Origin of the sequence: Promicromonospora sp. NPDC050262, from assembly GCF_040655935.1 — a bacterium.
Taxonomy (GTDB): Bacteria; Actinomycetota; Actinomycetes; order Actinomycetales; family Cellulomonadaceae; genus Promicromonospora.
In genome coordinates this window covers 621,083-644,878 of sequence record NZ_JBFAKX010000001.1, presented here as the reverse complement: position 1 = coordinate 644,878, position 23,796 = coordinate 621,083, and the positions used below count along the sequence as shown (strand labels likewise).

The following is a 23,796-nucleotide window of genomic DNA, read 5'->3' as shown; positions in this document are numbered from 1 at the left end:
CCGTAGCGTCGTCAGGAGCAGCGCCTGGAACGAACGAAGGAGAAACCATGCCACGAGTGGTCGTGTTCGACGCAGTGGGCGGCCCGGACGTCCTGCACATCGTCGACGAACCCGTCATCGAACCCGGACAGGGTGAGGTGCGGGTCAGGATCGAAGCCTTCGCGGTCAATCCGCTCGACGTCATGACGCGAGCGGGCATGCCGCCGATGCAGGCTCCGCTGCCCCACGCACGCCTGGGGGTCGAGGGCACCGGTGTCATCGACGCGGTGGGTGCCGGCGTCGGCTCGTGGGGTATCGGCGATCCGGTGATCCTGGCGGCGGTGCCGGACGCACACGTCCGAGGCAGTTATGCCGAGTACACGACGGTTCCCGCGAACCAGGTCCTTGCACGCCCGGCCGGTCTCGGAGTCGTGGAGTCGGCGGCGGTCTGGGTCGCGTACTCCACCGCATACGGTGCCCTGGTCGAGACGGCGGGGATGCGGCCCGCCGACCGTGTCCTCATCACGGCGGCCTCCGGTGGCGTCGGCCGGGCGGCCATCCAGGTCGCGAACCAGATCGGCGCGGTGCCCATCGCTGTCACCCGACGCGCGACGGCCGTCGACGAGCTGCTCGCCGTCGGCGCACGTGCGGTCGTCGCCACCGATCATGAGGATCTCGTGGACGCGACGCGTCGCCATACCGATGGCGCGGGGGCCGACATCACCCTCGACCTCGTCACAGGGCCGGGGCAGCGCGACCTCGTCGAGGCCACTCGACCCGACGGCGTTCTCGTCCCGGCGGGATTTCTTGATGCGCGCCCCACGCCGCCCTCGCCGGACAAGGTCCGCGTCACTGGTCGGTACCGGAGCTTCGAGCACACGACTGATCCCGTCGTCGTGCGGCGGATGGCCGCCTTCCTGACCGCCGGTGTGCGACTCGGCGCTCTGGCCCCGGCCATCGACGCGGTGTTCGACCTCGCGGACGTCGCGGACGCGCACCGGCACCTCGAGTCCGGGCGACGCACCGGCGGGAAGGTCGTCGTCACCGTCTAGGTGCGATGCCCGGGAGGGGCGGGCCTCTCCGTCGACGGCGCACCCTCCTGGAGGGATCGACAGTGCTGCGAGACCAGCGCGACGACGTCCGGAACCGACTCGGTCGTCGTCGCGCTGGTACGTCCTAGAAGAAGTTGCGCGGGTCGAACTTCTCCGCGATGTCCGAGAGCGACTGGCCCGCCTCCGAGACCTGGTCCCCGACCCCGGACACCGCACCCTCGGCCGTGCCGGCGAGGTCCTCGACGCCCGTGGTGGCCTGGTCGACGTAGCCGGCGCCGAGGTCCTCGACCCCGGCGGCTGCCTCGCCCAGCGCACCGGTCCCGTACTCACCGATGCCCGCGGCTGCCTCGCCGAGGGCACCGGTGCCGAACTCGCCGGCTGCCGCAGTCAGGCCCTCGACGTCGACGCCCGCCGCGAGCGACTCGAAGTCGACGCCGAGGTTCGCCGCGTTCTCCAGGATCGGGCCGGCCACGCTGCTCACGATCGCGCCGGCCGCGACGGCGCCCAGGATGCCGACCGCGCCCACGGCGACCCCGGCGACGACGCCACCCGTGCCGACCTTGGCGAGCACCGAACGCATGGAGCCCGGTCGGCGGGCCTCGGATCGGGCAGCCGCCACGGACAGCTCGCGAGGGTCGGCGGACCGGGGCTGCTCGTGCGGCGGGAGATCCGTCTGCATGCGCTGCAGCACGTCCTGGCGTTGCGCCGGCGTCAGACGCGCGAACGACTCGGCGTGGATCCGCTCGATCTGGTGCGGGTCGGCGGTCTGCATGAGGTAGTCGTAGCGGGCAATCGCCTGGCGGTCGGCGTCGGTGGCTCCCGGCGCACCCGGCCGGCCCTGCGCGGCGGCAGGGTAACCCTGCTGACCTGTCGGGTAGCCCTGCTGCGCAGCCGGGTAACCCTGACCCGGCGCACCCTGCTGCTGATCGCGCCCGGTCACCGCGCCGGCGATGTCCTGGAGCGTGGACTGCCAGGATCTCTGGCCCGTCGTGCCGCCCTGCGGAGCGCCCTGCTGTTGCTGCTGCCCGTTCTGCGAGTCGAGCATCTTCTTGGCCAGGCCGATCATGTTCGTGAGCTTGGACATGCGGTCCGTTCCTTCCGTCGGGCGGAAGGACCACGCTTCCAGGCCATCATGAGAAGTACGTGAGACCAGGATGAGAGATTCACCCGGTGGCCTGGCGATATACCCCGTGATCAGCCATTGTGTGGAGCACGCGGGACGGCCGGACGACCACCGAGCGACGGAGGCACAGTGCATTCCCATCTCCCTGGACCCGGCCGCCGCACCCCGGTGAGCACCTACCGGCTGCAGCTCGGCCCCGACCTCACGTTCGCGGACGCCGAGAAAGCCCTCCCGTACCTCGACACCCTCGGGATCACCGACCTCTACCTCTCGCCCGTGCTGCAGGCGGCGCCCGGTTCCACGCATGGGTACGACGTCGTGGACCACACCCGGATCAGCGATGTGATGGGTGGTCGGGAAGGGCTCGAACGGCTCGCGGCGGCGGCGCACGCGCGGGGGATGGGCGTTGTCGTCGACGTCGTGCCCAACCACATGGCCGTGCCGACGCCCGCCTGGCGCAACCGGGCCCTGTGGTCCGTGCTCAAGCACGGGCACGAGTCGCCGTACGCGACGTGGTTCGACGGCGGCCTCGCCGAGGGCGAGGGGCTGCTCATGCCGGTGCTCGGCGCGCGCATCGGCACGGTGCTGGCCGCGGGGGAGCTCGTGCTGGACCACGTCGTCGTCCCCGGGGACGACGGCGACGGCCCTGGTGACGGCGAGCCACAGCCCGTGCTGCGGTACTACGACCACCTGTTCCCCGTGCGGCCCGAGACCGAGGACCTGCCGCTCGCGGAGCTGGTCGGTCGCCAGCACTACCGGCTCGCGTACTGGCGCGTGGCCGACGAGGAGCTCAACTACCGGCGCTTCTTCGACGTCGGCACGCTGGCGGGCATCCGCGTGGAGGACGCCGACGTCTTCGACGCCACGCACGCCCTCCTGTTCGAGCTCTTCGACGCGGGTGTGATCGACGGCTTCCGGATCGACCACCCCGACGGACTGGCCGACCCGCGCGGCTACCTGCGCCGGCTGCACGAGGCGACCGGCCGGGCGTGGGTCGTGGCCGAGAAGATCCTGGAGGAGGGCGAGGCCCTGCCCGACGACTGGCCCGTCGCCGGGACCACCGGTTATGACACGGCCTGGCGGCTGCACGCCCTCCAGGTCGACCCCGACGGCGCGGCCCCGCTCGCCGCCCTGACGCAGGAGCTGACGGGCGAGCAGACGAGCCTCGACGACGTGATCGAGCAGGCCAAGCGGCAGATCGTCGAGACCTCCCTGTACGCGGAGATCCACCTGCTGACCACCATGGTCGCGGACATCTGCCGCGAGGACGTGCGGCTGCGCGACCACACGTTCCGGTCGCTGCAGGACTGCGTGGTCGAGCTGGTCGTGGCGTTCGGCCGGTACCGCGCGTACGTCGTGCCGGGGGAGGCAGCTCCGCCCGAGGCGGAGCGCGTGGTGCGGGAGGCGGCCGACGTCGCCCGGTCGCGGCTCGACCCGGACCGGCACGACACGCTGGACCTCGTGGTCGACCTGGTGCTCGGCCGGGAGGCCGGGTCCGCGGGCCGGCGGGACGAGGAGCGGCGCGCCGAGCTCGTCGTCCGGTTCCCGCAGGTGTGCGGAGCCGTCATGGCCAAGGGCGTGGAGGACACCGCGTACTACCGGTGGACCCACCTGGTCAGCCTGTGCGAGGTGGGCGGCGCGCCTTCGCTCTTCGGTGTCGGGCCGGACGAGCTGCACGAGCACGCGCGGCACCTGGCCGAGTCGTGGCCCGCGACGATGACCGCGGGCTCCACGCACGACTCCAAGCGTGGCGAGGACGTGCGGTCCCGGATCGGGGCCGTCGCCTCGCACCCGGATGCCTGGGTCGCGCTGGTGCGGCGGCTGCGCGAGGCGACGTCGGATGCACGGCCTGCCGACCTCGACGGGCGCACCGAGAACCTGCTGTGGCAGACGCTCGCCGGCACGTGGACCCCGGACGGGCCGATCGAGGCCGAGCGGCTCGCCGCGTACCTGGTCAAGGCGTCGCGCGAGCAGAAGGCGTGGACCACGTGGATCACGCCCGACCTAGCCCGTGAGGAGGGGCTGGTGGAGTACGCGACCTCGTTGCTGAACCATCCCGAGGTCGTCGCTGCTCTCAGCGAGTGGGTCGAGCGGGTGACGCCGACCGTGCGGCGGTCGGTGCTCACGACCAAGCTGCTCCAGCTCACGGTGCCGGGCGTCGCCGACATCTACCAGGGGACCGAGGTCACCGGGACGTCGCTCGTGGACCCGGACAACCGGCGGCCTGTTGACATGGAAGGGCTCGCGGCTGTTCTCGGGTCGCTCGATGCCGGGCGGACGCCGTCGGGGCTCGCGGAGGAGAAGCTGGTGCTGACGGCTGCTGCCTTGCGGGTGCGGCGGGCGCATCCCGGGGCGTTCGTGGGCGAGGACGCGGGGTACGAGCCGCTGCCGGTGACGACGGGGCGGGCGGTCGGGTTCGTCCGGCTCGACGCTGCGGGGCCGCGGGTGGCCGTCGTCGCGACGCGGCTCGGGGAGGCTTCGGGGCTCGGTGAGGCCTCCGTGGTGTTGCCGGAACTGGACTCGGCGGAGGGGTGGCGGTCCGTGCTGACGGGGTCGTTCTTTGCCGGCGGGGCGGTGCGGCTGGGGGAGCTGCTGGGGTCGTGGCCGGTGGCGCTGCTGGTGGCGGAGTCCGCATGACCGCGCCCCTGCGGGTCTGGGCGCCGTTCGCGTCTCGCGTCGACCTCGTGCTGCCGGCGACCGACGCGACGGAACCCATGGCGGCCGATGTCGGCGGCTGGTGGGCGGCGTCGCGCTCGCTGCCGCCCGGCACCGACTACGCGTTCTCGCTCGACGGCGGGCCGCCGCGTCCCGACCCGCGCAGCCCCTGGCAGCCCGCCGGGGTGCACGGCCCGTCGCGCACCTTCGACGCACGTGCGTACTCATGGTCCGACGACGGCTGGGCCGGCCGCGACGTGCGCGGCGCCGTCGTCTACGAGCTGCACGTCGGGACCTTCACGCCCGAGGGCACGCTCGACGCCGCCGTCGGACGCCTCGACCACCTCGCCGACCTCGGCGTCGACATGGTCGAGCTCATGCCGCTCGCCGCGTTCGGCGGGCGGCACGGCTGGGGGTACGACGGCGTCGCCCTGTGGGCCGTGCACGAACCGTACGGCGGTCCGGCCGCCCTCCAGCGCTTCGTCGACGCCGCCCACGCCCGCGGGCTCGCCGTCTGCCTCGACGTCGTCGACAACCACCTCGGTCCCTCCGGCAACTACCTCGGCGAGTTCGGCCCGTACTTCACCGACCAGCACCAGACCCCGTGGGGCGCCGCCGTGAACCTCGACGGCGACGGGTCCGCCGAGGTGCGGGCGTTCGTCGTCGAGAAGGCGCTGCGATGGTTCCGCGACTTCCACGTCGACGCGCTGCGGCTGGACGCGGTGCACGCGCTCGTGGACGACTCGCCGCGGCACCTGCTGGCGGAGCTGTCGGACGCCGTGTCTGTGCTCGCGCGCGAGCTTGGGCGGCCGTTGTCGCTGGTGGCCGAGTCGGATGCGAACGATCCCCGGACCGTCACACCTACTCGTGGGGCGTTCCAAGGCCGGACCGGGTACGGGATGACGGCGCAGTGGGCGGACGACGTCCACCACGCCCTGCACACCCTCCTGACCGGTGAACGGCAGGGCTACTACGTCGACTTCGGCACTCCGGAGACGCTCGCCAAGGCCCTCACCGGCGTCTTCGTGCACGACGGCAGCTGGTCCACGTTCCGCGGCAAGCCCTGGGGCGCGCCGGTGCCGGACGACATGGACCGGCGCCGTTTCGTCGTCTGCTCCCAGAACCACGACCAGGTGGGCAACCGCGCGCTCGGCGACCGGCCCTCCCGCGTGCTGACACCGGGGGCGCTCGCGGTCAGCGCGGCCGTGGTGCTGCTCGGGCCGTTCACGCCGATGCTGTTCATGGGCGAGGAGTGGGGAGCGACCACGCCGTTCCAGTACTTCTCGGACCACGAGGAGCCGGAGCTCGCGGCGGCGATCTCGCGCGGGCGGGCGGCGGAGTTCGGCGGGCACGGGTGGGCGGACCTGTACGGGGCTGATGTGGAGGTGCCGGATCCGCAGGCGTTGTCGACGTTTAAGGCGTCTCGGCTGGACTGGGACGAGGCGTCGTCGGAGGGCGGGGCGCGGATGCTGGAGCTGTACCGGGGATTGGTGGGGCTGCGGCGTTCAGAGCCGGCTGTTGCTTCGGGGGGTGGGACGTCGGTGCGGGTGCAGGACGGGGCGGTGGTGATGACGCGTACTGGCTCTGGTGGTCCTGGTGGCTCGGGTGGGTGCGTGGATGTGGTGCTGGTGGTGGAGGAGGGGCCGGTGTCGGTGGTGGTGGAGCGGGACGGTGATCCTGCGCACGTGGTGCTCGACACCGGGGTGGTGCTCGGGGGTGCGGCCGCGGTTGTGGAGGGTCGGGACGGGGCGGTGGTGGTGACTGTGCGGGGGCCGGGGGTTGTCGTGCTGCGGTAAAGGGGCGCGCCTATCCGCGCGAGGGGCGTAGCCTCCCGGCATGCATGTGCATCGGAGTTTCTACAACCCTCCAGCACTGCCGCACGACGAGGTGGTCGAGACGCTGGAATGGGCGCTCGGCGACCGTGCCTATGAAGGCGAGGCGGCGAATGCGCTGGTCGGAAGCGCCTTGAACGACAACGATCGGGAATTCGTCGAGCACTGGTGCATGCAGGTCGGGACGCGGGCCGTGCCCGGCAGCCCGCTGTTCGGGCTGGCCGGTCTGTGCCTCGGACACACCGCTCGAAGGTTCGGACATCTCAGCGATGAAGCTGTCGCGCTGGTGCACTCCTTGGCAGCGCGTGCCGAGGCGGATCCGGTGGACGTGGACAGCCGGGCGCTCAACGGTCTCGACGACGTCAAGGACTACCTGCATCTCTGGTGAACTGACGAGCGACGAGGTGTCGAAATGCTTCGGTAGTCTCGCGCCGTGACCGGTTACGAGTCTGTCGAAGTGCGCGATGACGAGTACGACGGCGGACAGCACTACAACCGTCTCCGAGACGAGATCCGTGAACTCCCGGCCCGCGAACTAGAGCAGTATCTGCTCGCGTTGTCGCGCCTCATCGATCAGCGAAGCGCGCGTTCCATGGACGAGGAACTGTTCTTCGACCTTCTCTGCAGTGCGTTCACGGCTGAGGCAGCGGAGTTCGATGAACGTTGGTTGGCATCGGTAGAACCTCCAGACTGGCCAACGGATGGTGCCCCCGCCGACGGTGGGCTCGATTACACGCGGGCAGTCGTACGCTTCCAGGCTGCGGAGCTGCACCGCATGCGTGGCAATCAGCTCGCGGACGAGATGCGGTTCTTCGGCGTCTGGTCCGAGACACGTCACCGCTGGTACAACTTCGACCCCCACTCGTTGCTGGAATGCGGTGCGGCCGGCCTGTGGGAGGGGGAACAGCCGGTCGAATGGAGTTGGGGCCTGGTCGGTGAACTTCTCGAATCTGGCCGCGTCTACGAATGACTGTCGCCTTGAACGGGCCGTGATCACCCGGTAATGGGGGAGCCCTCTCGGAGTCGGTTCTTGTCGTCCGATCGAGTCGGGTAGGCCTGTTCGAGGCTCCTGAGCGGCTGGCCGCGCTGCTCGACGAGCTTGGAAGCTCGGTGGGCTGAGGATCGGCGGAACGCACACCTAGCTCGCGGGGTAGAGGTCGATCCAGACCTCGTCCGGCTGGTTCCACTCGTCGTCGTGGTGGCTAACGACCACTCGGGTGCGGGCGCTCGGGGCAGGCAGGAGGATCTCGCCCTCGGCGTCATCGAGGCGCAACGACTTGCTCGGGGTCTCCAGCATCGTGTCGACGACGACGGCCCGCTGCGGTCGCGCGAACGCCGAAGGATGGTCGAGATGGACGGCGACGAGCCCCGGTCCTTGTTCGTCGGCTCCGTGTTCGTCGTCCTGCCAGTCGACGTCCGAGGCGTTTCGGACCCGGACGCAGAGTCCGAGCGGCGACCTGATGACAGAGGGCGCGTCATCGACCCCAGGGATCTCGCCGTCGACGGGATCGTGCAGGAACGCGACGCCCCAGCCCCAGGCCCGGGTGTGAGTGAGCGGCCACGGCACGAGATCCAGGGCGCGGTCCAGCGCCATGCGCGAGGTGTCGATGAGCGACGCGTCTGCCCCGGCTGCAAGGCGAAGGTCCAGTGAGCGCCGGAAGCGGGCGGCCGCGTGCGGGTAGTCCCCGACGGCGAACAGCGCCTCGCCGAGATGCCGGACCGCGACCTCCTCGCCTGACCTGTACTCGTGGCTGCCGACGAGCAGCTCGAGGATCTTGATCGCGGTCGAGGTGTCGCCGCGGGCGCGGATCACGTCCGCCGCGAGCACCTGGAGGCGGAGCGACGTCGGGTCGCCGTCTATCAGCGGCTGGAGCAGCGTTGCCGCGCGGTTCGGCTCGTCCGACCACAGGGCGACGAACACCTCCAGTGCCGAGTCGGTGGCGTTCGCCGCACGGAACGCCACCTCGTCGTCGAGCACGGGCTGCAGCGTGGCGGGGTCGGTGTGCCAGCCGGGTCCGGCGGCGATCGTGCTGGTCATGGCGTCATTGTGCTCGACGGTACCCTTCTGCCGCTCGGGCCGGAGCGAAGTGTGGCAGCCTGACCTGCCGGACGGTACGGACCACGGGGGAGACCTGATGCGATCACCAATTCTCGATTACCTCGACACCATCATCGAGCAGACGGCTCACATCGACTCCGGCGCTCTGGCGGACTACGTCCCGGAGCTGGCGGCGGCCGACCCGGACTGGGTGGCGGTCGCGCTGTGCACGGTCAACGGGACCGTCTACGCCAGCGGCGACACCGACCACGAGTTCAGCATCCAGTCGATGTCCAAGCCGTTCGCGTACTCCCAGGCGATCGAGGACCGCGGGCTGAAGACCGTGCTCAAGCACATCGGCGTCGAGCCGAGCGGTGAGGCCTTCAACGAGCTCTCGCTGGATCTCCAGACCGGCAAGCCGCGCAACCCGATGATCAACGCCGGCGCCATCACCACCCATGCCCTCCTCAACGATGATGAGGAGCCGGCGGTGGACCGGATGCTCGGGCTGTTCTCGCGGCTCGCCGAGCGACGATCGAGGTGGACGAGGCGGTCGCCGCTTCGGAGCTGGCCACCGGGGATCGTAACCTGGGTCTCGCCTACCTGCTGCACTCCTCGGGCGCGCTGCACCAGGAGCCCGCACGGCGGTCACCGGCTACATCCGGCAGTGTGCGGCGTCGGTCACCGTGCATGACCTCGCCCTGATGGCCGCGACGCTGGCCAACGGCGGCGTCCAACCCAACACCGGCGAGCGGCTGTTCAGCAGGACCGGCACCCGGCACCTGCTCAGCGTGATGGCCTCGTGCGGCATGTACGACGCCGCCGGCGACTGGCTGACCACGGTCGGCATCCCCGCCAAGAGCGGCGTGGCCGGCGGCATCATCGGCGTCCTGCCCGGGCAGATCGGCGTCGCCGTCTTCTCCCCGCGCCTGGACCCGCACGGCAACAGTGCGCGCGGCGTCGAGATGATGCAGCTGCTGTCCGACGACCTGGGGCTGCACCTCATGGAGGCCAGCCGGCCCGCCCGGTCGTCGCTGCGTGAGACACGCGAGGTGACGATCGAGGGGCAGCCGGCCACGGTCTACGTGCTGCAGGGCGACCTGGTGCTGAGCAGCATCGAGTCGCTGGTGCGCGTGCTCATCGAGGACCCGCCTGCCACCGAGCTCGTGGTGTTCGACCTGAGTCGCGTGGACGAGGTGCTGCCCGTGGCGCGCCGCACGGCGTCCGAGACGGCGACGAAGCTCATCGACGACGGACACCGGATCGCGCTGGTCGATCCGGAGGAGACGGTTGTCGGGTTCTCGGACAGCCAGGGGCGTGCGGTCGAGTGGTGGAGCGGCTGGAGAAGGGGGCGGCGGCCTCGGCGTGAGGTGCAACCGCCGGTAGGGTGCCGGTTCGTGACACAGCGACCCATCGTGTTCCTGGACATCGACGGCACCCTTCTGCCGCTCGGGCCTGGCGACCGGTCGCGATCCGTGGACCTCCCTCAGGAGTGGCGGGCGCAGTCCAACCCACAGCTGGCCAAGCTCCGCCGGACGTCCGGCTACAACTTGCTCCGGCTTGGAGCCGAGCTGGTGTGGGCCACTGCGTGGGGGCAGGACGCGAACGACGTCGTCGCGCCGATCTTGGCGCTCGGCCGACTGCCGGTTGTCGACTTCGACCAGGACGACGATGTCCCGGTGCCCGGCGGGCTGCACTGGAAAGCGGCGGCTCTGGTCCGGTTCGCGGCGGGGCGTCCGTTCGTCTGGCTCGATGACGAGATCCGTGACCTCGACGTGCAGTGGGTCGAGGCGGCGCATCCTGGTCCGGCGCTGCTGCACCACGTCAGCCCGACGTTAGGACTGACGGAGGACGATGCCGCTGCGGTGGAAGCCTGGGTGCGGGAGGTGGCCGGTCCGCCCGTTCCCGAGGACGTGCCCCCGCCGCTGCGCGCGATCATGGACGCCTGCCACGACTACGACGACGGGCGGGGCGTCGCCTTCGAGCCCTACCCCGGGCTGGAGCCTGTTGCGGAGACCGGCTGGTGGTTCCGGCACTGGACGGGAAATCCGGAGGTTACCGGCCAGGAGTTTCGTTCCTTCGGGCAGGACGGCGGTGGCGGCTACGTCTGCTCGTGGATGATCAGGCCGGGTGCAGACCTAGTGGATCAGCCGGTGGTCTATCTCGGGTCGGACGGCGACGTCGCGATCCTGGCCGCCGACGCCTGGGACGCGCTGTGGTTCTTTGCCAACGGGTACGGGCCGCACGACGTCCCGAGCGAGTTCGAGGCTGGCGAACGCTACTTCCAGCCGGAGCCTGACCGGGTCGTCCGCCCCCATGCTGAGCTCGTGCGGGCTGCCGAGCTGCTCGCGCCGGGACGCCGTAGGCCCGTGGAGCAGATCGTCGCGGAGGCACCGGCGGGACTGCCCGACTTGCGGGTCTGGGTCGACGGCCTCTGCCGTTGATCGGCCCGGCGGGTCCTGATTGCTGCTGGCCGCGACGTCCTCCGCCTGACAGGATCTGCGGGTGCCACGCAGCCTTGACCCGACCATTCATCCCGAGCAACGAGTCGCACTGTGCGCCAACAGCCTTGCCGGATTGTCGGTCGGCGACGCGCTCGGTGCCCAGTACTTCGTCCCGACCAACGATCCGGCCCTGCTCCTCGGGGACGGGACCTTGCCGCCCGGCCCGTGGCCCTGGACCGACGACACCGACATGGCCTGCACCGTCGCCGCCGAGCTGATCCAGCACGCTGAGATCGACCGCGACAGGATCGCTCAGAACTTCGCGCAGCGGTGCGATCCCTACCGCGGTTACGGCGCGGGCGCGGTCCAGGTGCTGCACCAGATCCGGGACGGCGTGCCGTGGCAGAAGGCCACCGTCGCCGCATTTCCCGCCGGGTCGTTCGGCAATGGTGCGGCCATGCGGGTCGCGCCGCTCGGCGCCTACTTCGCAGGTGACCTGGACCGTGCAGCGGAGCAGGCGATCCGCGCGTCGGAGGTCACCCACGCGCATCCGGAAGGGATCGCCGGCGCGGTCGTCGTCGCGGTGGCCACGGCGTTCGTGGCCGACGCGTCGGTTGCGCACGTCATCCCGAAGCCGGAGGAGGTGCTCGACAGCGTCGAGCCGTACCTGCTGTCCGGTGCGACAGCCAGGGGCGTGGCCGCCGCGCGCGACCTGTTGGGTGCGTCGGTGGGCGAGGCCGCCTGGAAGCTCGGGAACGGGTCACGCGTCTCGGCTCAGGACACCGTGCCGTTCTGCCTGTGGGTCGCAGCTACCTGTCTGACCGACTACCCCGCGGCGATCAAGGCCTGTGTCGAGGCCGGCGGGGACGTCGACACCACCGCTGCGATCGTCGGCGGGATCGTGGGTGCGTACACCGGGCACGGTGACCGGGACGGCGTCGTCGGCGTGCCGAACGCGTGGCTCGGCCAGCGGGAAGCGCTGCCCGAATGGGTGCCGACCGAGGCGTTGCGCGCCGCGAGCTGATTCGCGGGGCTGCGAGTCGCCTCGGTCGGCATCCGGACTATTACTCGCCCGCCGGAGCCGGCACCCGCGTCGTCCCCGCCGGCACCGCCTCGCAGACCGTGCCCTCGGCGGGCAGCACGCCGTCGATCAGCGCCGCATCCACCGCGTCGTCGATGCACGGCCCGCTGGTGCGGTAGGAGGTGTGGCCCACGCCCGTCCGGGTGAGCAGGACGGCGTCCTCCAGGCGCTCGGTCATGGCCTGCGCCCAGTGGTACGGCGACACGTTGTCCACCTCGCCGCCGACCACCAGGATCGGGGGAGCGCCCGCGCCGGTGAGCTCGTCGGTGAAGCGGTCCTCGTTCGTGGCCGGCCAGAGCGCGCAGTTCAGCGCGCTGTAGGCGGCCCGGCTGCCCAGGCGCTCGCCGCGGGCGGCGATCTCGCGGGCGGCGGCCCGGTGCTCGCCCAGGTTGCGCAGGGACGGCCAGTCGGCGCAGCGGACGGCGGTGTGCGGCTCCTGGAGGGTGGCGAACGGGCCGCCGAACGGCGCGACCGTGACGTTCGAGACCAGGAAGTGCAGGAACGTCCCGTTGCCCTGCTGGGCGGAGAGCAGGCCCGCGGTGAGCGAGGGCCACAGTGTGCGGACGCCCGCCGCGGCGCGGATGCCCTCCAGCGCCATGGCGCCGTCGAGCGTCCCGCCGGGGGTGAGGCCCTCGACCGGCGGGACCTGCAGGGGCTCCCGCTCCAGGTCGGCGATGAGGGCGTCGAACGCCGCCTCCGGATCGCCGTCCCCGAACGGGCACGCCGCCACACCCTCGGCGCGGCACGTCTCGAACCAGAGGTCGAGGGTCTCCTCGTTGGACCGCGCGACGTCGTCGAGCAGGCGAAGCGGGTCGTTCTGCCACAGGTCGGTGTCGACGGGGGCGTCGATCACCATCTGGCGCACGCGCTCGGGGAACAGCGTGGCGTACATGGGGCCGACCACCGTGCCGTACGAGGCGCCGTAGAACGTGATCTGGTCGTCGCCGATCGCGGCGCGCACCTGGTCCAGGTCGCGGGCCACGTTGTCCGTGGACATGCTCGCCAGGAACGCGCGGTCCTGGTGCGTGGCGCAGCCCTTGGTGAAGGTCCGGGCGTCCTTGAGCAGCTGCCCGAACGGCTTGCCGCCCGGGATGCTCGGGTCGCGGTCCTCGGCGGCCTGCGCGGCCCGCTGCTCGTCGGTGAGGCACCGGACGGCGTCCGACTCCCCGACGCCGCGCGGGTCCATGCCGACGACGTCGAAGCGCGCCACGACGTCGGGCGAGAACGGGCTGGTCTCGCTCTTGGGGTCGATCGACCGGACCATCTCGGAGGCGGGCACGCCCGGGCCGCCGGGGTTGATGAACAGGCTGCCGATGCGTCGGTCGGGGTCGGTGGCGCGGTGTCGCACCACCGCGAGCGGGATCTGCTCGCCGCCCGGCTCGGCGTACTCCAGCGGGACCTCGACGGTGGCGCAGTCCAGGTTGGGGCCGCACTCGGCCCAGTCGATCGGGTCGGGGGTGGGGGCTGTCGCTTCCGGGGCGGGTGGGGCGCTCGGCGCGGCGGGCGCGCCGGCGGCGGCGGACGCCGTCAGCGCACCGCCCGCGCCGGCGGCGCAGCCGGACACGGCCAGGGAGACGACGGCGAGCACGGCGGCGATGCGCAGCGCGGCGTTCGGGGAACGGGTTGATCCAGGCATGCGATCGACCCTAGGAACGCCGTCCGACCTGGGCTATCGGCCGATGGGTCCGGACCGACCGACCGAAGTCGGAGCTTCCTCGCCCGCGTGGGTCACTCCGGTCCGTCGGGGGAGTCGAGCCCGGCCTCCTGCACCAGCAGCGCCACCTGGACCCTGTTGTTCAGACCGAGCTTGGCCAGGATCGACGACACATGGGTCTTCACCGTCGTCAGACCCAGGAAGAAGCGCGCCGCGATCTCGGCGTTCGACCGCCCGGCCCCGATCTCGACGGCGACCTCCCGCTCCCGCTCACCGAGCGCGTCGAGGCGCTCGCGGGCCGTGGTGCGCCGGGCGTCCTCGTCCGACTCCGCGACCTTGGCGATGAGCCGCCGGGTCACCTCGGGCGAGAGCACGGGGCGCCCCTGGGCCGCGTGCCGGATGGCGACGACGAGCTCGTCGGGCGGGGTGTCCTTGAGCAGGAACCCGGCCGCCCCGGCCCGGAGCGCGCGCAGCACGTGGGCGTCGGCGTCGAACGTGGTCAGCACCATGACCTGGGGTGCGGGGGAGTCGCCGCGCAGGATCTCGGTCGCGGTGAGCCCGTCCGTGCCGGGCATCCGGATGTCCATCAGCACGACGTCGGGGTGGTGACGCCGGGCCAGCTCGACCGCTTCGGCGCCGTCGCCGGCCTCGGCCACCACGCGGAGGTCGGGGGCGCCGTCGAGCATCATCTTGAGGCCGAAGCGGACCATGGCGTCGTCGTCGGCGATGAGGACGTCGATGGCCGGCTCGTCGCCGGGGGCGGAATGGGTCACGTCGGCCAGGGTAGGCGCAGGCGGACGCGCCAGCCGCCTCGGTCGGTGGGGCCGTGGTCGAGGGTGCCGTTGACCAGGCGGGTGCGTTCGTCGAGTCCGCGGAGTCCGGTCCCGGAGCCTTGGGGGTATCTGGGCCCGGCTGCGGGGCGCGCGTTGGTCACCTCGGCGACGACGACGTCGTCGGGCCGCCCGCTGATGCGGACGGTGACCGGTGCGCCCGGGGCGTGCTTGCGGGCGTTGGTCAGCGACTCCTGCACCGTGCGGTAGAGCGTGCGGCCCTGCACGTCCGGGATGGTTCGTGCGCCGGTGGTGAGTCCGGCGTCGTCCAGGAGGGTTACCTCGGTGCCGGTGGCGCGGGCGTCCTCGACCAGCTGGAGGACGTCTGTTGCGGCAGGCATCGGCAGCTCTCCGACGGGCGCGCGGAGCACGCCGATGACGTCGCGCAGGTCCTGGAGGGCGCGGTGCGCGTTCTCGCGGACCACCTCGGCGGCGCGGCCGACGTCGTCGGGCGGCGCGGTGCGCGCGTAGGCGAGGGCGCCGGCATGGACACTGAGCAGGGACAGGCGATGGCCCAGGACGTCGTGCATCTCGCGCGCGATGGTCTCGCGGGCTTCGCGCTCGGAACGCTCGGCGCGGAGCTGGGCCTCGACCTCGGCGGCCGCGGCGCGCTCGCGCAGGGAGGTGACGAGGGCCCTTCGGTTGCGGATGGTCAGGCCCCACGCGACGGTCGCGGCGTTACCCAGGGCGATCATGGTGAACACGGTGAGTGGCGGGGTGCTCTGGTCGGGCCAGACGAGCTGGTAGGTGCTCAGGGCTGCGACGCTGATGGCGCAGACAGTTGCCGTGGCACGGATCGAGCTGTGCACGGCGACGGTGAAGAGGGCGACGATCGCGGCTCCGGTGACTGTCTCGGAGTAGACGCTTGTCGCGGCCAGGGCGATACCGATCTGGACCGGGTACGTGCGGCGCCACCACAGGGCGACGCAGCCGAGGAGGCCGGTGAGGCGGTCGGCGACGAGGAGTCCGGTGGGGAGTGGGTCGGGCTCGGTGGTCTGGACCTGGAGGGCGATCAGGGCGAGGGCTACGGCCAGCGCGATCAGGACGCAGTCGACCAGGCGGTCTCGCAGTGGCTGCCGGGACGGGGGCGCGTGGGCGGTCGTCGGGCCGTTCATCGTGCTGAGCCTAGGACGGCCTCGGGTCGCACCGTCGGCTCCGGCGCGTTGTGGGCCCGGCGGTAGGCCACCGGGGAGAGGCCCAGGGAGGCGTGGAACTGCTTGCGCAGCGCGACCGGGTCGCCGAAGCCGCACGCGGCGGCGATCCGGGCGACGGGCAGGTCGGTGGACTCCAGGAGCAGGCGTGCGTGTGCGAGCCGGCGCTGGTTCAGCCACTTGAGCGGGCTGGTGCCCGCCTCGCTGCTGAACCGGCGGGTGAGAGTACGCACGCTCATGTGCGCGTGCCGCGCCATGTCCTCCAGCGTGATCGGCTCGGCCAGCCGCCGCAGGGCCCACTCCCGGGTGGACGACGTCGAACGGTCGGTCTCCCGGGGGACGGCGTGCTCGATGAACTGGGCCTGCCCGCCCTCACGCCACGGGGCCGCCACGCACCGGCGTGCCGCGGCCGCCGCGACGGCCGCCCCGTGGTCCCGGCGGACCAGGTGCAGGCACAGATCGATGCCCGCGACGCCGCCGGCGGACGTCAGGATGCGCCCGTTGTCGACGAACAGCACGTCCGGATCGACCTCGACGTCGGGGAAGAGCTCGGCGAAGGTGTCGCACAGCGTCCAGTGGGTGGTGGCCCGCCGGCCGTCGAGCAGGCCGGCCGCCGCGAGCAGGAAGGCCGACGTGCACAGGCTCACGATGCGGGTCTGCGGCCGGACCTGGTCCAGGATCGCGGCAAGGTCGTCCGGCAGCGTCCCCGTCGCGAGCATTTGCTCGCCGGGCTCCTGGGTGGCGATCACCACGGTGTCCGCGGTCCGCAGCACCGACTCGTCGTGGTCGACGACGATGCGGAAGTCCTCGTGCGTACGGACCGCCCGGCCCCCGGGCGAGAAGGTGCTCACGGAGTAGAGCGGGGTGCCGTCGGCGGCGCGCGCCTCGTTGAACACGCGGGCGGGGATGCCCAGGTCCAGCGGCAGGACGCCGTCCAGAGCGAGGACGGCAACGTGATGCGGCATGGCCAGAATGGTACGACAGGTGACCTTCAGGCCACTCACTGGGCGCCGTCGGTGCGCCCCAGAGTGGGTCTCGCCGGGCGTTGGCCCGGCGATCGACCTTCAACGGACAGTGAGTGAGTGGACATGAGCGAGGACACGATGCGGGCCGTCACCATCAGGGAGTTCGGCGGACCCGACGTGCTGACCGTCGAGCGGGTCGCCCGGCCGGAGCCGCTGCCGACCGAGGTGCTGGTCCGGGTGCACGCCGCCGGGATCAACCCGGTGGACTGGAAGACCCGTGCGGGCCAGGGCATGGCGGGCCTGCAGACGTTCCCGGCGATCCTGGGCTGGGACGTCTCCGGCGTCGTCGAGGAGGTGGGCTTCGGCGTCACCACGCTCGCGCCCGGCGACGAGGTCTATGCGCTGCCGTGGTTCCCGCGGCCCGCCGGTGCCTACGCCGAGTTCGTCACCGCGCCCTCGCGCCACTTCGCCCGCAAGCCGGTCTCGATCGGTCACGTCGAGGCCGCGGCCCTGCCCCTCGCCGCGCTCACCGCGTGGCAGGCCCTGGTCGACACCGCCGCTGTGCAGGCCGGACAGCGCGTGCTGGTGCACGCGGCGGCCGGCGGCGTCGGGCACCTGGCCGTGCAGTTCGCCCGCCACCTCGGCGCCGAGGTCGTGGCCACGGCCAGCGAACCGAGGCACGCCTGGCTCAAGGAGCTGGGCGCCGACCAGGTGATCGACTACACCCGGCAGCGGTTCGAGGACGTCGCCGGCGAGGTCGACGTAGTGATCGACCTGGTCGGCGCTCACGACGACACCGATGTGCGGTCGGTGTCGGTGACCCGTGCTGGCGGGTTGGTTGTGTCGATCCCTAGCGGAGTCTCTGAGCGGCTTGCAGTCGTGGCTCGTCGGGCTGGGGTGCGTGCCAGCGCGTTCCTGGTGGAGCCTGATGCACCGGCACTGACGACGATCGGTGGGCTGGTCGACTCCGGTGTGGTTCGGGTCGAGGTGGAGCGGGTCTTCGCGCTGGAGCAGGTCGCGGAGGCGCATCGGCTGGGGGAGGGGAATCGGACGCGGGGGAAGCTGGTGCTGGACGTGGCGGGGTGATGCGGTGCTTCTGCTTACCTGATGCTGCGCGCCGGTCAGCTCCCCGAGCCCGTGGTGGTCGATGAGCGGGTCGGTTCGACGAGAGGTGCGGGTTCAGGACCGAGGGCGCGTCGTTCAGGGACGATCTCGGGATCGTGAAGATCTGGATGGTCCGGTGAGGTCGGCGTCGATGTCAGGGCGCCGGACGTAGCCGCAGAGCGCTCGGGGAGATCTCCTGCACCGCGGCGAGCTTCTCCAGCAGAAGGTCCGCCACCTTCTCCATCGGCTGGTCCTGCAGGCTGAGGAAGCCGTAGGTCGCGGGCAGCCCCGTGATGGGTGGCCGGTTTCCGACGATGAGGGGCAGCAGATAGTCCTCGGTCCGCTTGCTCGCCGCGTTCCTTCCGACCTCGTACTCGAACGTCGTCCAGTCGCGCTCGGGGTAGTCGTCGGACAAGCAGATGACCATGAACTGTGCCTGCTCCCCGTAGATGCGGGCGAGCCCGCGGCGTAGGTCCTTTCCCCAGAGCTCCGCCTGCTGGTTGAAGTCGTAGAAGACCTTGAGGTCTCGTTCCTCGAGCATCTCGACGAACTTTTGAACGACCGACCGGTCGTTCCCCGCGAACGACACCGCCACGTCGTACTCGTACCTCGACCGACGGGGGACCACCTCGGAGCTGACCTGGGTGAGGTCGAGGTGGTCGAGGTAGAAGCGGAAGGCCGGGTCATCGATCCGCAGGGTCCGGTGCTCGTAGGTAAGGGTCGCGTCCAGGCCGCTCTCCTCGATCACGGCCGGGAGGGAATCGATCGCGCGGCGGAACGCGCTCCTGACCCGGCCCTTGATGGCCGGGTCGGCGGTTCCGACGACGGCGGCGTCCAGCTCCTTGTAGGTGGTGCGGAACCCCTCGCTGGTTGCGGCGCGCTGGACGAACTTGAAATAGACGTCGTGCACAGAACGCCGCCCTTGTGTCAGGCGGACGATCTTCCGGATGTAGCGGCCGTCGAACTGCTTGGCGATCTGCGGGGCGACGACGGCGAGGTCGATGGCGACCTGCTGCGGCTCCGCGGCCGTCCGCATCACGTCGGCCTCGACACAAGCAGACCGACAGATCGCCTGGAAGATCGACGGTGATCCCCTGGCGGCCCTGATCGCCGCACCACGGGTCGCGTCGTCGAACTTGATGTTGAGGGCGCGTTCCCCTTGGGTCATGAGCGTGTCCATGAACGTGTCGCTCTGCGTGCCCAGATACCAGGTGTCGTTCCGGATCGCGAGCTCCGGGTCGTGGCCGAGGATCGCGTCGCTCGTCTTGGCGATCCCGATCATGAAGACGCGGATGCCGCTCTCGTGCCAGAGCTTGAGGCGCGAGGCGAGCTGGGTGCGCGCCTTGAGCGAGAGGCGGTGGACGTCCTCGATCTTGATCAGGTCGAATTCCCGCAGCCTCGGCTCTACCGCCTTCGCCGTCCGCCCGACGCCGAGCTCGGCGCCGAGGACGGTGAAGATGCTCTGCGCCCCGGTATGGGCCCGGGCGTTGAAGGAGAGGACCCGGTCCGCGTCGAACCCGGCTGCTGCGAGTGCCCGCTCGGCGACGGTCGACTTGCCGCTCCCGGACGGTCCGACGAGGGTGACGTGCTTTCCCGGCGTCACGAGCGAACCCTTGAGTCGTTGTGCTTCGGCCGGCGCGACGTAGGTGATGCCCGACGCCTGCGATTCGTTGAAGACCTGGGCTAGCTGGTACACGTCCCGCGTCATCGCACTCCTCTGACCTGGGTGGAGATGCCTGGTGCCCGTCATCCTTCCCGACCGGCGTCGTCCGGCGCCACCACCGGTTGGCGGGTGTTTCCGTCATGCGAACCGTCTGGAAGGATCGTCACGAAGGTGACATCCGGGACACGGACAGTGGTGACGCCCGTGTCCTGCCCTGCGCGGAGAGGTGCCGACCTTGACGACGTCCGACAGGTGCTCGTTCTGCAGGATCGTTCGCGGGGACGATCCGGCCGCCCGCGTGATCTACGAGGACGAACGCGTGGTGGCCTTCTTCCCGACCAAGCCGGCGGTCGTCGGGCACGTCCTCGTCGTTCCGCGCCGTCACGTACCGGACATCTGGGCGCTGGACGAGAGCGAGGCCGCCTACCTCGGGCGAGTCTGCGTGCGGCTCGCCGGCGTCGTCAGAAAGGCGCTCCGTCCCGAAGGCCTCAACGTCATCCAGTCGAACGGTGCGGCCGCCACGCAGACTGTGTTCCACCTGCACGTACACCTCGTGCCGAGACGGGCCGGGGATGCGATGGGACGCATCTGGCCCGCCAGGACGAGGTACTCGGAGGCCGAGAAGGACGAGGCATGGGCGCTGCTGCGCACGGCATGCCAGACCGGGGTGGCTGTGGGTGACGGACCGAGCGGTGAGGACCGTCGCAAGCATCTTGAGCTCGTCCAGGCCGTCGTGACCCGTATGGCCGGCGCCTCGGCGAACGTGAAGACCTGGCTGCTCCCGGTGGTTACAGCCCTGTACGGGTTCGGCGTGACCGAACGGTCCGCCGGCCTGGCGCTGCTCGGGCTGGCTACGGTGCTCCTGCTCATGTACATCGACGCCAACTACCTGCGCGTCGAGCGTGAGTACCGGCAGCTCTACGACGCCGTCGCGCGGAACGCCGCGCCGATCAGAGCCTTCTCGCTGGACCCTTCCGGTGTCGCTGTACCGGCGCGGCCGGGTTCGCGGCCGGGCCGGCTGGCGGCCGCGCGCAGGCCATGGCTGCCCGGCTGGAACGTCTGGAGGTCGTGGTCGATCCTGCCGTTCTACGGGGTGCTTGCGTTGATCGGTGTAGTGATTGTGATCAGTGCGGTGTGGCGGGCCTGATGCCGGGAGGGGAATCGTGCAGCGAGTGGACATCCGGCGGCTCCCGATCGCCGCCGTGTGACGACGGCACGCGGTCGGCATCTCTGACCAGTCGCTATGCTCGGCGCTCACAGGCGTTAGATGGATTGTTGGCTGGACGCCTCAACGACACGCATCGCCAGAAGCCGTTCGAAAGGGCCCCGCCTTGAGTGCTTACGTCGTGTTCTTCAAGGAAAGCACGCACGACCAGTCCGAGGTCGACGCCTACTTGGAGAATGTCGGGAAGTCGTTCGAAAGACATGACGCCAAGATCCTCGCCGCGTACGGCGAGCAGCAGATCCTCGAAGGCCCTGCGCCGGAGGGGGTCGTGGTGATCGAGTTCCCGACGGCGGCCGCCGCCCGTGCCTGGTACGACAGCCCTGCTTACCAGGCTGCGGCGGAGCACCGGTTCAAGGGAGCGATCTTCCGCGTCGTTCTCGTGGAAGGTGCCTGAGGGGCCGACCGACGATCCCTGCTTCATTGCCCCCGCGCCGATCGGGGTTGGCGTAGGGGAGTCGTAAGGGCGAGGCAGAATCAACCTCATGGACGACGCCACCACCATCGAGTCCGTCAGGGACCGACTCCGCGATTTCGCTCGCGCCCGGGACTGGGGCCAGTTCCACACACCGAAGAATCTTGCGATGGCGCTGGGTGGCGAAGTGGGCGAGCTTCTCGCAGAGATGCAGTGGCTCACGGACGACCAGGTCCACGAAAAGCTGGCCGACCCTCGCACGCGAGGCGAGGTCGAGGAAGAGTTCGCCGACGTCTTCTTGTACCTGGTCCAGCTGGCCGACGTCTGCGGCGTCGATCTGGTACAGGCCGGCCACGCGAAGATCTCGCGGAACGACGGGCGGTTTCCTCCGCCCCAGCCTGCTTCCTGATTGGGCGAATCGCCCGTGCGCCGTCGACTCGCACGCACCTGACCTGCCTAGACTCGACCTGCCTACGCGGCATCGACGGACTTCCGGCTTGACCTGCGGACATGTCCCCGCCGCACGTTCATTCGTGCTGCTCAGGGGACGTACTTGTCGGTCATCCGCTACTCGGCGGCGTCGTTGTCGTCGTCGCTCACCTCAGACTCATCCGCTGTGGAGACACATCTCGCAGACCAGCTCTCTCGCCAAGGCGTGTACGTCGGTGCGGGCGAGCGTCGCTCGTGGCGCAACTCGCTACCGGCTCTCGCTCGCGACCTGAGCGATGCCGGCCTGGACCAGGTGGAAGTGCTGCTGGAGCACCGCCTGCCGCTGACGTCGAAGCGAACTGACGCGATCCTCGCGGGAGTCCATCCGCGAACGGGAGATCACTCCTACGTGGTCGTCGAGCTCAAGCAATGGAGCGAGGCGCACCTGTGGGAGGACGACGACGCGCTCGTCGAGATTGATGGCGCCGGCTATCTGTCGTCGCACCCGAGCACTCAGGTCGCGGGTTACGTCCAGTACTTGCGTGATTTCGCGAAGGCCTTTGAGCACACGCCCGACCAGCTTCAGGGCGTCGTGTACCTCCACAACGCGACCGATTTCGGCGTCGGCGATTTGCTCGCGAGCAAGGAGCTCGCGCAGGCCCCCATGTTCACGGGAGAGCGCCGAAGCCAGTTCATCGCGCACCTGCAGTCGCTGCTTGCCAAGGACGCGTCAGGTGCCGAGGCTGCAGACCGCCTCGTTCGCTCCAAGACCGCACCTTCCAAGCAGCTCATGTCTGTCGTGGCCAAGGAGATTCGCGAGCAGGAGCAGTTCGTTCTCCTTGACGAGCAGAAGACGGCGCGCGACCTGGTGCTGCACCAGGTGAAGAAGGCGGTAACCGCCGATTCCAAGTCGGTGGTCCTGGTGACGGGTGGCCCGGGTTCGGGCAAGTCCGTGATCGCACTGTCGCTCATGGGCGAGCTTGCCCGGGAGGGCCGGACGGCGATCCATGCGACGGGTTCACGAAGCTTCACCCAGACGCTTCGAAAGGTCGCGGGGAAGGGCTCCACGCGGACGCAAGGGCTGTTCAAGTACTTCAACAACTTCATGGAGGCCGAACGCAACGGCCTCGAGGTGCTGATTCTGGACGAGGCACACCGCATCCGGGAGAAGTCGGTGGACCGGTACACCCGCAAGGAACTCCGCGAGCGGGCGCGAGCACAGGTCGACGAACTGCTCGACGCCGCTCGTGTGCCTGTCTTCCTGCTGGACCAGAACCAGGTGGTGCGGCCCGGTGAGACGGGAACACCTGACGACATTCGTCTAGCTGCTGAGGCCAAGGGGCTCGAGGTGCGTCAGATCGACCTGACCGATCAGTTCCGTTCCGGTGGCAGCCTCGCGTACATCGAATGGGTCGAGCGTCTGCTCGGTCTGCGTGACGTAGAGGATGGCCCGCAGCCGTGGGACGGCGTGGATGAGAACTTCGAGGTCGACGTTGTGGACTCGCCCGAGGAACTCGAGTCGCGGCTGCAGGCTTACCGAAATGCAGGCAAGGGCGCGCGGATGACGGCCGGCTTCTGCTGGCCGTGGTCCGATCCCCGCGATGATGGGTCGCTCGTTCCGGACGTCACGATCGGCGCCTGGCAGCGTCCGTGGAATCTCCGTGGCGAACGCGCGGTCGGCGGGGCGCCGCCGTCTCCTTTGTGGGCGACCGATCCCGCTGGGTTCGGTCAGGTGGGGTGCGTGTATACGGCGCAGGGGTTCGAGTACGACTGGAACGGGGTGATCCTTGGTCCCGACCTTGTGTGGCGACAGGCTGCCGGTGCGGGTCGAGGGGCGTGGGTCGTGCAGCGGGCTGAGAGTCGCGACGGGGAGCTGACCAAGAAGAGTGTCACCGATGCTCAGTTCGAACGGCTGACCCGGAACACCTACAAGGTTCTGCTTACTCGGGGGATGGTCGGGACGCTGATCTACTCCACGGATGAGGAGACTCGGGAGTTTCTTCGGTCGTTGGTGTTTGGGCGGCGTCCGGCCACATGATCAACTTCTGATCGCCTGACCGGATCGTCCTGCGACGATACCCAGAAACGGCGGCTGACCTGTACTTTCGCCTTGCGGCGTTGTGCAGCGTTGGTCGCCGTTTCTCGTGCTCCCGTGTAAC

At 70.4% G+C, this 23,796-nt stretch carries 20 protein-coding genes; 13 read left to right on the top strand and 7 right to left on the bottom strand.

The annotated features are described in order from the left end of the window. Positions 1–47 precede the first annotated feature (47 nt). Complete coding sequence (locus AB0I29_RS02795) at positions 48–1,031, top strand: zinc-dependent alcohol dehydrogenase family protein (RefSeq protein ID WP_357477779.1); 984 nt, start codon at positions 48–50, stop codon at positions 1,029–1,031. A gap of 124 nt (positions 1,032–1,155) precedes the next feature. Here the strand turns inward: AB0I29_RS02795 and AB0I29_RS02790 are convergent, their stop codons facing one another. Continuing rightward, positions 1,156–2,115: a cation-transporting ATPase gene (locus tag AB0I29_RS02790; protein ID WP_357477776.1), complete on the bottom strand. Its 960-nt coding sequence runs from the start codon at positions 2,113–2,115 to the stop codon at positions 1,156–1,158. Positions 2,116–2,283: 168 nt separating this feature from the next. On the opposite strand from AB0I29_RS02790, the gene treY reads away from it, so the two are divergent. The 4 genes from treY to AB0I29_RS02770 are packed head-to-tail and all read left to right on the top strand — an operon-like array spanning position 2,284 to position 7,611. Continuing rightward, positions 2,284–4,791 carry a malto-oligosyltrehalose synthase gene (treY, locus tag AB0I29_RS02785; RefSeq protein ID WP_357477773.1) on the top strand — a complete coding sequence of 836 codons (2,508 nt, stop codon included), beginning with the start codon at positions 2,284–2,286 and terminating at the stop codon, positions 4,789–4,791. Beyond that, positions 4,788–6,605, top strand: a complete 1,818-nt coding sequence (treZ, locus tag AB0I29_RS02780) for a malto-oligosyltrehalose trehalohydrolase (RefSeq protein WP_357477770.1) — start codon at positions 4,788–4,790, stop codon at positions 6,603–6,605. The genes treY and treZ overlap by 4 nt, the downstream gene beginning before the upstream one ends. A 40-nt stretch (positions 6,606–6,645) precedes the next feature. Then, complete coding sequence (locus tag AB0I29_RS02775) at positions 6,646–7,029, top strand: hypothetical protein (RefSeq protein WP_357477767.1); 384 nt, start codon at positions 6,646–6,648, stop codon at positions 7,027–7,029. Positions 7,030–7,074: 45 nt separating this feature from the next. Further along, positions 7,075–7,611 (top strand): hypothetical protein, encoded by a 537-nt coding sequence (locus AB0I29_RS02770; protein ID WP_357477764.1) that lies wholly within the window; start codon positions 7,075–7,077, stop codon positions 7,609–7,611. Positions 7,612–7,779: 168 nt separating this feature from the next. Here AB0I29_RS02770 and AB0I29_RS02765 read toward each other — a convergent pair whose 3' ends face one another. Next, entirely contained in the window at positions 7,780–8,679 is a 900-nt protein-coding gene (locus tag AB0I29_RS02765) for a hypothetical protein (RefSeq protein ID WP_357477762.1), read from the bottom strand. Here AB0I29_RS02765 and AB0I29_RS02760 point away from each other — a divergent pair. From AB0I29_RS02760 to AB0I29_RS02750, 3 genes are all read left to right on the top strand, one after another. Then, positions 8,678–9,373: a glutaminase gene (locus AB0I29_RS02760; protein WP_357478122.1), complete on the top strand. Its 696-nt coding sequence runs from the start codon at positions 8,678–8,680 to the stop codon at positions 9,371–9,373. The genes AB0I29_RS02765 and AB0I29_RS02760 overlap by 2 nt on opposite strands. Continuing rightward, positions 9,366–11,123, top strand: coding sequence for a glutaminase (locus AB0I29_RS02755; RefSeq protein WP_357477759.1), 1,758 nt, complete (start codon positions 9,366–9,368; stop codon positions 11,121–11,123). The genes AB0I29_RS02760 and AB0I29_RS02755 overlap by 8 nt, the downstream gene beginning before the upstream one ends. Positions 11,124–11,184: 61 nt before the next feature. Beyond that, complete coding sequence (locus AB0I29_RS02750) at positions 11,185–12,147, top strand: ADP-ribosylglycohydrolase family protein (RefSeq protein WP_357477756.1); 963 nt, start codon at positions 11,185–11,187, stop codon at positions 12,145–12,147. 40 nt (positions 12,148–12,187) lie between these two features. Here AB0I29_RS02750 and AB0I29_RS02745 read toward each other — a convergent pair whose 3' ends face one another. The 4 genes from AB0I29_RS02745 to AB0I29_RS02730 form a co-directional block, all read right to left on the bottom strand. Continuing rightward, on the bottom strand, positions 12,188–13,840 hold the full coding sequence (locus AB0I29_RS02745; protein WP_357477753.1) for an alpha/beta hydrolase: 1,653 nt from the start codon (positions 13,838–13,840) through the stop codon (positions 12,188–12,190). A gap of 92 nt (positions 13,841–13,932) precedes the next feature. Continuing rightward, positions 13,933–14,631, bottom strand: a complete 699-nt coding sequence (locus AB0I29_RS02740; RefSeq protein ID WP_357477750.1) for a response regulator transcription factor — start codon at positions 14,629–14,631, stop codon at positions 13,933–13,935. Continuing rightward, a complete protein-coding gene (locus tag AB0I29_RS02735; protein WP_357477747.1) occupies positions 14,628–15,803 on the bottom strand; it encodes a histidine kinase in 1,176 nt (391 codons plus the stop codon). The genes AB0I29_RS02740 and AB0I29_RS02735 overlap by 4 nt, the downstream gene beginning before the upstream one ends. Continuing rightward, complete coding sequence (locus AB0I29_RS02730; RefSeq protein ID WP_357477745.1) at positions 15,800–16,804, bottom strand: helix-turn-helix domain-containing protein; 1,005 nt, start codon at positions 16,802–16,804, stop codon at positions 15,800–15,802. The genes AB0I29_RS02735 and AB0I29_RS02730 overlap by 4 nt, the downstream gene beginning before the upstream one ends. 123 nt (positions 16,805–16,927) lie before the next feature. Between AB0I29_RS02730 and AB0I29_RS02725 the strand changes: the two genes are divergently transcribed. After that, positions 16,928–17,890 carry an NADP-dependent oxidoreductase gene (locus AB0I29_RS02725; protein WP_357477742.1) on the top strand — a complete coding sequence of 321 codons (963 nt, stop codon included), beginning with the start codon at positions 16,928–16,930 and terminating at the stop codon, positions 17,888–17,890. Positions 17,891–18,062: 172 nt separating this feature from the next. Here AB0I29_RS02725 and AB0I29_RS02720 read toward each other — a convergent pair whose 3' ends face one another. Beyond that, a complete protein-coding gene (locus AB0I29_RS02720) occupies positions 18,063–19,616 on the bottom strand; it encodes a TIR domain-containing protein (RefSeq protein ID WP_357477738.1) in 1,554 nt (517 codons plus the stop codon). A gap of 181 nt (positions 19,617–19,797) precedes the next feature. On the opposite strand from AB0I29_RS02720, the gene AB0I29_RS02715 reads away from it, so the two are divergent. The 4 genes from AB0I29_RS02715 to AB0I29_RS02700 all read left to right on the top strand — a co-directional run bounded on the left by AB0I29_RS02715 (position 19,798) and on the right by AB0I29_RS02700 (position 23,675). Next, positions 19,798–20,718 carry an HIT family protein gene (locus AB0I29_RS02715; protein WP_285104019.1) on the top strand — a complete coding sequence of 307 codons (921 nt, stop codon included), beginning with the start codon at positions 19,798–19,800 and terminating at the stop codon, positions 20,716–20,718. Positions 20,719–20,902: 184 nt separating this feature from the next. Continuing rightward, positions 20,903–21,190: a DUF1330 domain-containing protein gene (locus tag AB0I29_RS02710; protein ID WP_357477734.1), complete on the top strand. Its 288-nt coding sequence runs from the start codon at positions 20,903–20,905 to the stop codon at positions 21,188–21,190. A gap of 88 nt (positions 21,191–21,278) precedes the next feature. Beyond that, positions 21,279–21,617: a nucleotide pyrophosphohydrolase gene (locus tag AB0I29_RS02705; protein ID WP_357477731.1), complete on the top strand. Its 339-nt coding sequence runs from the start codon at positions 21,279–21,281 to the stop codon at positions 21,615–21,617. A 144-nt stretch (positions 21,618–21,761) separates the two neighbouring features. Continuing rightward, on the top strand, positions 21,762–23,675 hold the full coding sequence (locus AB0I29_RS02700) for a DUF2075 domain-containing protein (RefSeq protein WP_357477728.1): 1,914 nt from the start codon (positions 21,762–21,764) through the stop codon (positions 23,673–23,675). The last annotated feature ends 121 nt before the right edge of the window (positions 23,676–23,796 follow it).

Excerpts from the sequence above, each read along its gene's own strand:
- AB0I29_RS02760 (WP_357478122.1), top strand. The coding sequence starts at position 8,678 with ATGGCGTCATTGTGCTCGACGGTACCCTTCTGCCGCTCGGGCCGGAGC.
- AB0I29_RS02795 (WP_357477779.1), top strand. The coding sequence starts at position 48 with ATGCCACGAGTGGTCGTGTTCGACGCAGTGGGCGGCCCGGACGTCCTG.
- AB0I29_RS02705 (WP_357477731.1), top strand. The coding sequence starts at position 21,279 with ATGGACGACGCCACCACCATCGAGTCCGTCAGGGACCGACTCCGCGAT.
- AB0I29_RS02790 (WP_357477776.1), bottom strand. The coding sequence starts at position 2,115 with ATGTCCAAGCTCACGAACATGATCGGCCTGGCCAAGAAGATGCTCGAC.
- AB0I29_RS02745 (WP_357477753.1), bottom strand. The coding sequence starts at position 13,840 with ATGCCTGGATCAACCCGTTCCCCGAACGCCGCGCTGCGCATCGCCGCC.
- AB0I29_RS02735 (WP_357477747.1), bottom strand. The coding sequence starts at position 15,803 with ATGAACGGCCCGACGACCGCCCACGCGCCCCCGTCCCGGCAGCCACTG.
- AB0I29_RS02730 (WP_357477745.1), bottom strand. The coding sequence starts at position 16,804 with ATGCCGCATCACGTTGCCGTCCTCGCTCTGGACGGCGTCCTGCCGCTG.
- AB0I29_RS02725 (WP_357477742.1), top strand. The coding sequence starts at position 16,928 with ATGAGCGAGGACACGATGCGGGCCGTCACCATCAGGGAGTTCGGCGGA.
- treZ (WP_357477770.1), top strand. The coding sequence starts at position 4,788 with ATGACCGCGCCCCTGCGGGTCTGGGCGCCGTTCGCGTCTCGCGTCGAC.
- AB0I29_RS02765 (WP_357477762.1), bottom strand. The coding sequence starts at position 8,679 with ATGACCAGCACGATCGCCGCCGGACCCGGCTGGCACACCGACCCCGCC.
- AB0I29_RS02775 (WP_357477767.1), top strand. The coding sequence starts at position 6,646 with ATGCATGTGCATCGGAGTTTCTACAACCCTCCAGCACTGCCGCACGAC.
- AB0I29_RS02720 (WP_357477738.1), bottom strand. The coding sequence starts at position 19,616 with ATGACGCGGGACGTGTACCAGCTAGCCCAGGTCTTCAACGAATCGCAG.